The organism is Pseudobacteroides sp. (assembly GCF_036567765.1).
Taxonomy (GTDB): Bacteria; Bacillota; Clostridia; order Acetivibrionales; family DSM-2933; genus Pseudobacteroides.
On sequence record NZ_DATCTU010000074.1, the window covers coordinates 1 to 11,695 of the forward strand.

At 36.6% G+C, this 11,695-nt stretch carries 9 protein-coding genes and 1 pseudogene; all 10 read left to right on the forward strand.

What is annotated here, in order from left to right; translation table 11 throughout:
- Window positions 1–242: 242 nt before the first annotated feature.
- The 10 genes and pseudogenes from VIO64_RS10510 (at window position 243) to VIO64_RS10550 (ending at window position 11,681) form a co-directional block, all read left to right on the forward strand.
- Window positions 243–1,385 (forward strand): S53 family peptidase, encoded by a 1,143-nt coding sequence (locus tag VIO64_RS10510; RefSeq protein ID WP_331917890.1) that lies wholly within the window; start codon window positions 243–245, stop codon window positions 1,383–1,385.
- 95 nt (window positions 1,386–1,480) lie between these two features.
- Entirely contained in the window at window positions 1,481–2,473 is a 993-nt protein-coding gene (locus VIO64_RS10515; protein WP_331917892.1) for a hypothetical protein, read from the forward strand.
- A 181-nt stretch (window positions 2,474–2,654) separates the two neighbouring features.
- Entirely contained in the window at window positions 2,655–3,944 is a 1,290-nt protein-coding gene (locus VIO64_RS10520) for a pitrilysin family protein (protein WP_331917894.1), read from the forward strand.
- Window positions 3,945–4,308: 364 nt separating this feature from the next.
- Window positions 4,309–4,524: pseudogene (locus VIO64_RS23080) on the forward strand (S-layer homology domain-containing protein); the annotation flags it as partial.
- A 446-nt stretch (window positions 4,525–4,970) separates the two neighbouring features.
- Complete coding sequence (locus tag VIO64_RS10525; RefSeq protein ID WP_331917896.1) at window positions 4,971–6,149, forward strand: phosphodiester glycosidase family protein; 1,179 nt, start codon at window positions 4,971–4,973, stop codon at window positions 6,147–6,149.
- A 41-nt stretch (window positions 6,150–6,190) separates the two neighbouring features.
- Window positions 6,191–7,231, forward strand: coding sequence for a bifunctional glycosyltransferase family 2/GtrA family protein (locus tag VIO64_RS10530; protein ID WP_331917898.1), 1,041 nt, complete (start codon window positions 6,191–6,193; stop codon window positions 7,229–7,231).
- Between the two features lie 82 nt (window positions 7,232–7,313).
- Complete coding sequence (locus VIO64_RS10535; protein ID WP_331917900.1) at window positions 7,314–8,909, forward strand: phosphodiester glycosidase family protein; 1,596 nt, start codon at window positions 7,314–7,316, stop codon at window positions 8,907–8,909.
- Window positions 8,910–8,953: 44 nt separating this feature from the next.
- Window positions 8,954–9,589 carry a DedA family protein gene (locus VIO64_RS10540; RefSeq protein ID WP_331917902.1) on the forward strand — a complete coding sequence of 212 codons (636 nt, stop codon included), beginning with the start codon at window positions 8,954–8,956 and terminating at the stop codon, window positions 9,587–9,589.
- A gap of 36 nt (window positions 9,590–9,625) precedes the next feature.
- On the forward strand, window positions 9,626–10,543 hold the full coding sequence (locus VIO64_RS10545) for a copper amine oxidase N-terminal domain-containing protein (RefSeq protein ID WP_331917904.1): 918 nt from the start codon (window positions 9,626–9,628) through the stop codon (window positions 10,541–10,543).
- A 160-nt stretch (window positions 10,544–10,703) separates the two neighbouring features.
- Window positions 10,704–11,681 carry a cohesin domain-containing protein gene (locus VIO64_RS10550; RefSeq protein WP_331917906.1) on the forward strand — a complete coding sequence of 326 codons (978 nt, stop codon included), beginning with the start codon at window positions 10,704–10,706 and terminating at the stop codon, window positions 11,679–11,681.
- Window positions 11,682–11,695: the final 14 nt, after the last annotated feature.

The window sequence follows — 11,695 nt, forward strand, 5'->3', positions numbered from 1 at the left end:
GTACAATACCACATTAGTATAATTGTGGAAATTATAGCTGGAAATTTTAATAAAATTTTAACTGATTTGTGGGGGTGAAAAAGAAAATTTAACTCTCAAAAGTCAGATAAATAAAGCCCTCGGAGTTTCCGAGAGCATACCAATTAAATGCAGGAGGTGAAACCTATACAAAAGTAGTTTTAAAGCAATAGTTGATATTTGATGCTGTAAAGAAAGTGTATGTTTCAAGGAGAAGTTTTTTAATGAATAAGAAAGCGATTATTCTCGGTATAGTATTCCTATTGCTGACTTTTACCTGTTTAGGAATAAATAGAGCTTTTAAAACTAATGGAAATGATAAAATAAAGCCATCTATAAGCACTAATATTTTTGATAAGAAAAAGTCCAGTTATGACTTACCTGGCTATGAACCGTCTCAAATAAAAAAGGCGTATGGAATAAACAAAATCAGTGCAACAGGTAAAGGACAAAAAATTGGCATTATTGTTGCTTATGGGAACCCAACTATAGAAAAGGACCTTAGGGTATTTAATGATAGATTCAATCTAAAGTCAGGTGAGCTGCAAGTTTTTTATCCAGATGGAAAACCTGCAAAAACCGATGATAATTGGGTCCTTGAGACTTCCATGGATGTAGAGTGGACACATGCACTTGCTCCTAATGCCACCATATTGCTAGTTGTGGCAAAATCAGAGTCGAAAGATGATCTTGCGAGTGCCGTAAACCATTCAGTTAAACAAGGTGCCCATATAGTTACCATGAGCTGGGGATGCAGCGAATTTTCTGATATGTATAAATATGATAGATGTTTCAAAGATCAGGAAACGGTTTATGTTGCATCTGCAGGAAATAATGGTGCCGATGTACAATGGCCTGCGGTATCGAAAAATGTTTTAGCTGTGGGGGGAACCACTTTTTCATTGACTGCCCGCGGAAATTTAATAGAAGATGAAATTGCTTGGTCCGGTTCCGGCGGTGGGATAAGCAGCTTTGTGGGCCAGCCCGAATATCAGAAAAAGTATGGCATCAAATCATACAATTACAGAGCTGTTCCAGATGTATCATTTTTTGCTGACCCGGGCAAAGGGATATCTATCTACTCAAGTAAAACCGGATGGACCACTTCATGCGGTACAAGCTTCGGAACCCAAGCTTGGGGTGCTTTTATTGCCCTTGTTAATCAAAATAGAAAAAAACCGATATCAAAGCTGCAGGAAAAATTATATCAATTGGCTGATAGAAAAAAATATACCAAATACTTTAGAGATATTACTTTCGGTTCCAACGGTTTAGATGCTTTTAACAATGCAGATAGTCACTACGACTTTGTAACCGGTTTGGGAAGCCCTATAGCAGACAAGCTTTATTACAACTTAATAGATTGAATAATTGCAAACCTTGCATTATGCATATACTTTAAACTTCATTTGCCTTAAAGTTAAATACCCATAGATAATCAAAATATAGGAGGAATTTTATTATGAAAAATAAGACAGGAAGAAAAATTGCAAGCTGGATGTTGGTATTTGGATTGGCCTTATCATTTAATGCAGGAGCACTTGCAGCAAAAACTAATACTGACGTAGAAAGATATAATCAAATTGAAAAATTATTTGATGCCAAAGATAAGCTATTATTGGAAAAGAAGGTTGACAGCAAAAAAATCCAAAAGATTGAGAAAGATTTAGAGAGCCTTGGTGTTGAAAAACTTTCAACAAAGGATGTTTTAAAAAAGTTTAGCAAGAAAAAATCAAAAACCGGAGAAAGTATAATCACTCCTAATGTTGATGTTCCCCCCTCTACAAATGTAACCTGGTCTTCTTATAGAACCACATACAGCTATAACGGAAAAAGCTATGAGGTACAAAGATTAATTGCAGATGCAAATACCAAAGACTCAAATTTAAAGAATAACGGTTCAAGAGCTATTAGCACAAGTTACAAATGGCAAGCTGGACTAATGAACCTGATAAAAGTAACTGCAAGCGAAATTGGAGGAAATATTCCTGTGGTTGGAACAGCCATGACTTTCTACGATGCTGTTGTAGGAACAATTTCATCTGTAGGCAGAACAACTGAAATCGACGGTGGAGATTGTGTTTACTCATGGTCTTCTGTAACTCGTGCTGTTTTTTCATACGTAAAACCAGTTGGGAAATCCGATGATTATCAGACAATGTCATACATTTCCACCAAATCTACTGTAGCTACAGGATATCAGATTCCAACATTTACATATAAAACTTCAAGTGGAACCACTACCGTATCGCCTAAAATAATTCAAGGAAGCAAAACATTTACAATTACACCATCGGGATATGACAGTACATATAATGCTGTTTATTCTTTCGTGAATTACCCATATGCACAAACAAGAGCTACAGTTGACTCCTTTAACTTAACCGGCTTGGATAATAAATCGGTTTCAACTGTCTATGTTGTTTCACCTGCGTTTCCAGCACATATACGTTAATTTAGATTCTCTATCTTACACTTCTAAATATAATTCATAATAGTAAAGTTAAATATATAATAGAAATTTTCTATGACCTAGGGCTATTGGACATCCTCCAATAGCCTTTTGTTTTATTAAATGATACAATTTAAATAAACTAGTAAACTAGTATGTAAGTAAAGTTTTGTTGAGGTGATTTATGTTTAAAAGACAAAAAATTACTCTTGGTAATGGGTTAAGATTATTGCTAGACCAGAGAGATTCCAGTCAATCAGTTTCTATTTGCTGCATGGTAGGTGCCGGAGCATTAAATGATCCGAAAGGGAAGGAAGGGATGGCACATGTTCTTGAGCATTATCTCTTTCGGGAACAGGATGAAGAAGACAGCAACTACCATTTCAAGAATATAGAAAAATACGGCGGTTCAATAAATGCTTTCACAGGTATTGATAATACTGTTTTTGAAATTAATGTTCATAAGGAAGATGCTATTCAATCCATAGATGTTTTAGCAAAAATTCTATGTAACTTTAAAAAAAATGCAGATGCATTAGAGATAGAAAAGGAAATTATTATAGCAGAAATGAATGATGTAGGAGAAGACGGCAAAAACTCTTTTCAATATATAAAATTTGAAATGTTGGGCGTTAAAGAAAGTTTAAATCATATTATAGGCAAAAAAAGCTCAATAAGGAAAATTACACTGGATGATTTGTTTGATTTCTATAACAATTATTACTGTACAGATAACATGGTGATCTCAATTGTTGGATGCTTTGATAAAGACATAGTAATAAAAGAAATAGAAGATAGATTTTCTATGTTAAAGAATACGTCTGTAAATCCCAAAATCCACAAAAGAGATTTTTTAAAAGAACAAGGACCAAAATTAAAATCATATCAAAACCCTTACAATGGAGGCATACTATTATGTATTCCTTGCTTTTCACTAATGACGGAAAAGCTAGAATGCTTAGAGCTTATGGCTGATATTTTTTCCGATGGTACTCACTCAAAATTGTTTGAACACCTGAGGGAAAAGCAGGGACTAATATATAGTCTATCAAATACATTAACATTATCCCACAATTTCGGGATGATGGATATTATAATCTCCCTTCGCCCTAATAAACTACACAAAATTCTTAAATCTCTAATAGAAATTTCAGCTCAACTCAGAAACGAGCATTATTCAGAAGAATTTTTACATCAGGAAAAAATGAGATTTATCAAAAAGCGGTTTTTAATGATGGAGAATAACGCATATGCCGCATACTGGTACAATGAAAGAGAGTTAATTCTTGATAAGAATTTTGCAGATGATTTGCAAGAGTGGGTAAGCAGGGTAAATAATATAACTTTAGAGGATATAAAGTTTGTTAGGGACCACCTGTTCAATTCAAAAAACTGGTTTTTGATATGCATTGGCAATTTATTTTTCCTTCACAAATGGTTACTTACAGGTAAAATAAAGAAGATGTTAGCTTAACATGTTGCACCATTGGAGAGCCTTTTGATATTATCTTTATGTGTATAAAATATGCATACAAAATATTTTTTTATTGTAAGTGGAGATTTTATGAGAAGACAAATATTTTGCATGGTACTTTGTATTGTGCTTATGTCCATCAATTTTCCCAATCCTGCATATGCAGAAGTTCTGTTTATCCAGCAATAAATTATCTTACAGGCTTACACCCTAGTGATTTGGTTCATAGTATTTAAACCTTTGCTACTGGAACCAAACTCACTGAAGCTGTAGCAGGAGACTTTGATGGAGATAAAATACCAGACATTGTTTTAGCAAATAGTACGTCAGATAGTATATGTTTTCTTAACAGAAGCATTGGGCTCAAGATCAGATCATTGAATTAATTAAAAACAATATTATTTACGGATATCAGGACGGAACCTTTAAACGTGACAATAATATAACCAGGGCAGAATTGTCCATAATTATTGCAAAAGCTTTAAAACCCAATCCATCAGAAGGCAGCACCAAATTTAAAGGCGATAAGGATATACCGAGCTGGGCAAAAGGATATATTAAAATCATTTTGTTCATTTGAAAATTTTCCTGTTGAGCTTGTTCAGGTGTCTGAAATTTACATCCTGGCCAAGCTCTTTTTTATGGTTTTATACTTACAAAAAAATACGTTCAAAACATTAGCTTTATGTTTTACAATGATCATTTTACATTCTCAAATTCAGAGTTGGTATATTTTTTACATATTCTTGAATTCTAAGACTTAAAAACCAATTTAGCTATGTATAAATATAACGCGATCTTTAATTTATAATTGATTTTTACTATGGATATGTTCAAAGAATTTTTTATGTGAATATAAGTTTTTGCTTGCTCAAAAGCAGAGACTTAGTAAATAAACTTTAAGTCAGTTCCCGCATGTTTTCACGGGAGTTAAATTGGACAATAGGGAGGTTGATGCAATATACGTATAAAGCCATCCAAATGTTTATTTTAGTTCATTGCAACATTTTAGGAGGATAATCAAAAATGAAAAAAAAGTTATCAAAAAAGGCTAAAATAATTATTTCATCTGTAGGAGTATTTTTACTTATCATCGGAATAATCGCCTATTGGGCAGCAGACAGGTATTTAATTGAACATGTTGAAATAGATTTAAGCGAGATGAAAGTACCTGTTGCAAATGGAGATTTTACAGTGTCTCCAAGTGGAGATTTCCAGGCAACTCCGAGTGGAGAGCTTCAAGTAACTCCGAGCGGTACTATCCTGATAACTCCAAGCAGCACTCTTCAAGCAACAGCAAGCGGAAATCTTAAGGCAACTCCAAGTGTAACTCTTAAAACAACTCCGAGTAGTGCTGTTAAAGCGACTCCAAGCGGTATCATCAAAGCAACTCCAAAAGGAGACAATCCAGGCAAGAAACCTGAAACCCAACAGGCTGCCGGGCCTGAAAAATATACTGCAACCGATACAAGCTACAAAAGCGACAGCAAGACTATCGATATCAAAAAAGCAGTCACAGGTAAGGATGACGACATAGTGACGTATTATGTGGCTGATATAAAGCTTACTGACATTACCCAAATGAAGTCAGCTTTCGCCAAGAATAAATTTGGCAGAAATATAATCGAATATACTTCTGTTATTGCAAAAGAAAATGATGCGATTCTTGCTATAAACGGTGACTATTATGGGTTTAGAAAAGACGGTATTGAGATTAGAAACGGTATGCTCTTCAGGAATGAACCTGCAAGAACAGGCCTTGCCTTTTACAGAGACGGAAGCATGAAGATTTATAACGAAAAACAAACTACAGGCGAAGAGCTACTTAAAAGCGGTGTCTGGCATACCATATCTTTCGGACCTGCCTTAGTGGCTGACGGTAAAATGGGTACAGATATTGCTAATTATGAGGTTGATACAAACTTTGGCAACCATCCTATACAGGGAGTTCATCCCAGAGCCGGAATCGGTATGATTGATAAAAACCATTTTGTATTTGTAGTTGTAGACGGCAGGAGCAAAGGCTACTCAAAGGGCATGGAACTGGAAGAGTTCGCTAATGTGTTTCTGGGCCTGGGCTGCAAAACTGCCTACAATTTAGACGGAGGTTATTCCGCAACAATGTATTTCATGGGTAATCGCGTCAACAAGCCGGGAGGCAAAGAAAAAGAACGCGGTACAAGCGACATTATTTATATTAAATAATAAATAATTATCATTATCAAATTTGTATGGAGGTGAAGACAATGATTGTTTTAATCCCGGCATATGAGCCTACAGAGAAAATGTTGAAACTTGTTTTGGAGCTGAAAGAAAAAACGGATTGTAAGATTTTAATTGTAGATGACGGCAGCGGCGACAGCTATAGACAGCTTTTTGATAAAGCTGAAGAAAATGGATGCGTAGTACTGCATCATCCACTAAACAAAGGAAAGGGTGCTGCACTTAAAACAGGTTTTAGCTATATTCACTCAAATTGTGAAGCTGATAAGGTTGTATGTGCCGATTCGGACGGACAGCATCATGTGGACGACATTATTAATTTGGCTAATTCCATTGATAACGACACGCCTGAAATGGTTTTGGGTGTAAGGCAATTTGAAGGCGACGTGCCATTTAAGAGTCGTTTTGGGAATAGTGTTTCTGCTTTTACTTTTAAGATGGCTACCGGCATAGTGCTCAATGATACGCAGACAGGACTCAGGGGTTACCCTTGTGAATTATTGCCTTGGTTGTGCTCGGTAAATGGCGAAAGGTTTGAGTATGAGCAGAATTTATTGCTTAAATCAAGAAAATCAGGCATATCCATCAAACAAGTTCCCATTGCCACAATTTATGACAATAATAACAAGGGGACGCATTTTAGACCAATCCATGATTCTATCAGTGTTCTTTTACCGATATTGAAGTTTTGCAGCTCATCTATTTTATCGTTTTTAATTGACTTTGTTTTGTTAGTAATATTTAGGTCAATTACCGACACTCTGTTCTTTAGCGTTGTACCGGCAAGAATAATAAGTGCAACTTTTAACTATTCAGTAAATAAAATTTTTGTTTTCGATGCAAAAAATACATCCGATAAGCAGTCTGCACCTAAGTATTTCGGATTGGCACTTGTAATCATGCTTTTGAATTATTGCATGATGAAATTTTTCATAGAAATAATCCATATGCCCCTTGTCCTGGCAAAGGTGCTGACGGAACTCACTCTTTTTACCATGAGTTATACTATACAAAAGCTTTTTGTCTTTAAAAAGGATAACGATATAACACTGACACCATCATAATCTGGATTAACCACTTTTTATGGATTAAAAGTTATATAAGAAAATATATAAATGAGAATTTTTAATGAGGGGGAGCGTACAAATGTCAAACAGAAGAGTAAAAAAGGTAGCACCGGTTTTGGTCGTTATCCTTACCATGTTAATTGGTATTATGTGCCAACAGGTTAGTGCGGAAGGTGGTAATACCGTATCAGGTTATATTAAGCCTGCTCATGCAAATCAGACAGGTTCAGCATCTACCATGCTTTCCGGTTTTACCGTTGCTACTGACGGATACGAATTTCCAGGCCTGACTGATTCAAAAGGATACTTTGAGATAAAGGATGTGATGAGCAGTGCTGCGGCCTATACTTTTACAATATCCAAGCCGGGATATTTGACAAGGGAGATATCCAACATACCGGTTACCAATAGTATTGTTTTATCGGCTGGAAATTTACCCATTGATATTTGGGCAGGAGACTTTAATGGGGACCTTTCCATTAACATGCAAGATATAGCCCAACTTGCTAGGGCTTATAATACAACTAAGTCAGATACAAATTATAATCAGCTTTGTGACATAAACAGCGATAACTCTGTAAATATGCTTGACGTAGTCGGAGTGGCTAAAAACTTTAATAAAACAAGTTTAGACTATCCTAATGATATCACTTATAAGGTTGTACAGGTCTCAACACCAAGACCAACATATACAAATACTCCCAAACCTACCAATACACCTACTAATACCCCTACTAATACCCCTACTAATACCCCTACCAATACTCCTACTAATACCCCTACACCTACTCCTACTAATACTCCTACTAATACTCCTACTAATACCCCTACACCTACTCCAACCAGTACACCTACTAATACTCCTACAAGTACTCCCACACCTACACCAACAAATACGCCTGTACCAAGCATTATGCTTGACGACATGAACTATGTAGGCCCCGATAAAAGCATACATATTAAAAAGTATGAACAAGGTACCGGGCAAGACTTGATTACATATTACGTTGCTGATATAAAAGTAAGCAAAGGATCCGATATAAAATCTGCATTTGCCAAAAACACATTCGGAAGGAATATTACTGATACAACATCAAATATGGCTGAACAAAACAATGCACTTTTTGCCATTAACGGCTCGTACTATGGGTTTAGGACAGATGGCATTGAAATTAGAAACGGAGTGTTGTACAGAGATGTTCCGTTCCGCACAGGTTTAGCTATCTATAATAACGGTACTATGGAATCATATACCGAAACCAGCAATTCATCAGCGAATCTTTTGGCAAATGGGGTGTATCAAGCCATTTCGTTTGGTCCTGCACTTGTGAAGTCTGGAAATCTGCAGTCTCCTTTTGTAAATGTAGTAATTGATATCAACAGTTCCAGCCCGGCAGCAAGAAGACCAATAGAAGGTCCGAATCCCCGAACCGGAATCGGAATGATAGAACCAAATCACTTTGTCTTCATAGTAGTAGATGGAAGGAACCCTGGATATAGTAAAGGTGCCACATTGGATGAGTTTGCAAAAATGTTCTATGACTTAGGTTGCAAAGAAGCATTTAATCTTGACGGAGGCGGATCATCAAATATGTACTTTAATGGTAATGTAATAAATAAACCGTCTCTTGGCGGCGAACGCAACATAAGTGATATATTATATATCACAAAATAATAGAGGTCAAAGACTCCATAGCCATAAAAAGGGGATAGTATTTAATGGAAATAGTAACACAGTTAATTGATTTTGCTCTGCACATTGATAAGCATCTTGCAGAGATTTTTCAGAATTATGGTGCTTGGGCCTATATGATTCTATTTCTAATTATATTTTGTGAGACAGGATTGGTGGTTACACCATTCCTGCCGGGGGATTCATTCCTTTTTGCATTGGGTGCACTTTACGGCAGTGTGAACATGAAACTGGCATTTATACTTTTATTAACCGCTGCTGTATTGGGGAATACAACCAACTACTTTATCGGAAAATTTGTCGGAAACAGGATCCTTGAATTTAAAAAAATCCGTCTTGTAAGGAAGGAACACATAGATAAAACTCACACCTTCTTTAATAAACATGGCGGTAAGGCAATCATATTATCAAGGTTCTTCCCTATTATTCGCACGTTTGCACCTTTCGTAGCAGGTATAGGTAAAATGAGTTTTGCCCGTTTTTCTGCATACAACGTCATTGGAGGAATTACCTGGATAGTATCGTTCATGCTTTTGGGATATTTCTTTGGTAGTATACCGGCTGTTAAGAACAATTTTACTTTCGTAATTGTCGGTATTGTGGTCGTAACAACTTTACCGGCTTTTATAACCTTCATTAAGAGCCGTAAATCTAATAAGTAAAATTTACTACAAATTTTAAAAGGAGTGTATTTAATTATGAAAAGGTTGTTAAGTATTTTTGTTATTTTATGTGTATTGTCCACTGCCATGTTGGCTTATTCAGGTCCAACAACCTGGAAAGCAGAAAAAGCAACATTTAAAGTGATGGTACGTGGAGAAGTTTACTCTTCTGCCACCCCTGCAATTGTTGTTGAAGGAAGTACATTTTTGCCTTTAAGAGCAATGGGAGAGGTATTAGGAGTTTCTGTTGAATGGAATGCAAAGTTAAATCAGGCTGAAGTGGGAATGTCTGAAAAGTCAAAAAATGATACAACAAATACCCAGACAGAGCTATCAGAATCTGAAAAAGCCATCTGGAAAAAGGCTAGCTGGAAGGCAACCAAAGCAACATTTAAAGTTATGGTGCGTGGAGAAGTATTTAATTCCAAAAATCCACCAATAGTAGTTGAAGGAAGAACATTTTTACCTTTGAGGGTATTGGGTGATGCTTTAGGCGTTAAGGTTGACTGGAATGAAAAACTCAGACAGGCTGAGGTAGATATGGCTGCAGCAACTCCAACTACTGCACCTGCAACATCTACTACTGTAGCTACTGCTATAGCAACAACTACACCTGCAGTAACTGCTGCTCCAACAACTCCAGTGCCTGCAGCACCTGTAACTTCTACCCCTTCGACTTCTACAACAACAACTACTACTAATTCTTCAGTACCGGCAGCTACCTCAACACCAACACCTACTCCTACTGTTGCACCTGTAACTTCAACACTTAGTCCTACTGCGGTATCTGCAACACCAACTCCTACTCCAACAGATGATTGGTATGATTTAACAACTCCAACACCTACTACAGCACCAGCTACTCCTACTAAGGCACCTGCAACTCCTACCCCTACTCCTACTCCGGAGCCAGACTGGTATGATCCTGATTGGTATGATTTTGACAACTATTAATGGTAATAAAACATAGCTGCTAAACCATTAAGAATACAATATTATGTTTGTTCTCATTCTAATACAATCATAAAAAATACCCTAAGAACTGGAATAACCTAACAAGGATTTGTTCCAGTTTTTATGGTATCAAAAGACACTACTATTAGGAGGTTTTACAATGAAAGGAAAAAAGGCAATTGCCTTACTGGTAATCAGTTTTATTCTTATCAATGCTGTTTTATTATCGGCATTCGCGTTACCTGGCTCACAAGCATTAGTTTACGGTGATTTTGACAACGATTTGGACTTTGATTCTGATGATTATGCATTGTTCAGGCAGTTCATGCTGGGTATGATAAGTAAAGATAAGGTCCCGGCAACTACAGATGTTGATGGCAATGGACAATACGATTCTGATGATTATGCCTATATGCGTCAGCACCTTTTGGGTATGATCAAAATATTTCCGGTTCAGTCCCCAATAATTCCATCACCTACTAGTACCTCTTATGCTACGCCGAATATAACACCAATAGCAACTCCGACATTCACACCCGTGCCCACGCCAACTTTTACTCCGGTTCCAACCGTTGAAGCTGATGGATTATACATTGACTCCAGCAAGGTATCGTCCGATATGCTTAAAGTAACTCTTTACATAAAGAACATTGCTAATTTTTCAGGATACCAGGCAAATCTTGCATATGATCCTCAAGTTCTTAAGCCTGTATACTCCGATAGATCGGAGTATGATTCTCAATCCCCGGTTGAAACAGGAAGCCTGTTAACTAAAAACTATATACCGGTGGATTTTGCATTACATGACCTGCAAAAGGGCATTCTAAATTTTGGAAGAACTTATCTGGCAGTTAATTCATATAAAGACTCTGAAGTTTCTGAATCTTCAGGTTCCATAGGTGTTATATATTTTAGAATTCTCAAAAACCAAGCTACGCAAATAGGCTTAGAAAACTGCCAAACCATGCCTGGAGCAATTAACGGCACATTGGTAACCGATTGGGATGCAAATCAGCTCCTGAACTATAGCGTAAATGGAACAATTACCGTAACTCCTGATGGGGCAACAGGAACACCCACTACCTCAACACCCACTCCAGCTCCGTATGATTGGTATGAGTATTACGGTTACTGGTAATAAAGGATTATAGA

What these genes read in the sequence shown, in the direction of transcription:
- VIO64_RS10510 (WP_331917890.1), top strand. Translation starts at nt 243, where the DNA reads ATGAATAAGAAAGCGATTATTCTCGGTATAGTATTCCTATTGCTGACT.
- VIO64_RS10515 (WP_331917892.1), top strand. Translation starts at nt 1,481, where the DNA reads ATGAAAAATAAGACAGGAAGAAAAATTGCAAGCTGGATGTTGGTATTT.
- VIO64_RS10520 (WP_331917894.1), top strand. Translation starts at nt 2,655, where the DNA reads ATGTTTAAAAGACAAAAAATTACTCTTGGTAATGGGTTAAGATTATTG.
- VIO64_RS10525 (WP_331917896.1), top strand. Translation starts at nt 4,971, where the DNA reads ATGAAAAAAAAGTTATCAAAAAAGGCTAAAATAATTATTTCATCTGTA.
- VIO64_RS10530 (WP_331917898.1), top strand. Translation starts at nt 6,191, where the DNA reads ATGATTGTTTTAATCCCGGCATATGAGCCTACAGAGAAAATGTTGAAA.
- VIO64_RS10535 (WP_331917900.1), top strand. Translation starts at nt 7,314, where the DNA reads ATGTCAAACAGAAGAGTAAAAAAGGTAGCACCGGTTTTGGTCGTTATC.
- VIO64_RS10540 (WP_331917902.1), top strand. Translation starts at nt 8,954, where the DNA reads ATGGAAATAGTAACACAGTTAATTGATTTTGCTCTGCACATTGATAAG.
- VIO64_RS10545 (WP_331917904.1), top strand. Translation starts at nt 9,626, where the DNA reads ATGAAAAGGTTGTTAAGTATTTTTGTTATTTTATGTGTATTGTCCACT.
- VIO64_RS10550 (WP_331917906.1), top strand. Translation starts at nt 10,704, where the DNA reads ATGAAAGGAAAAAAGGCAATTGCCTTACTGGTAATCAGTTTTATTCTT.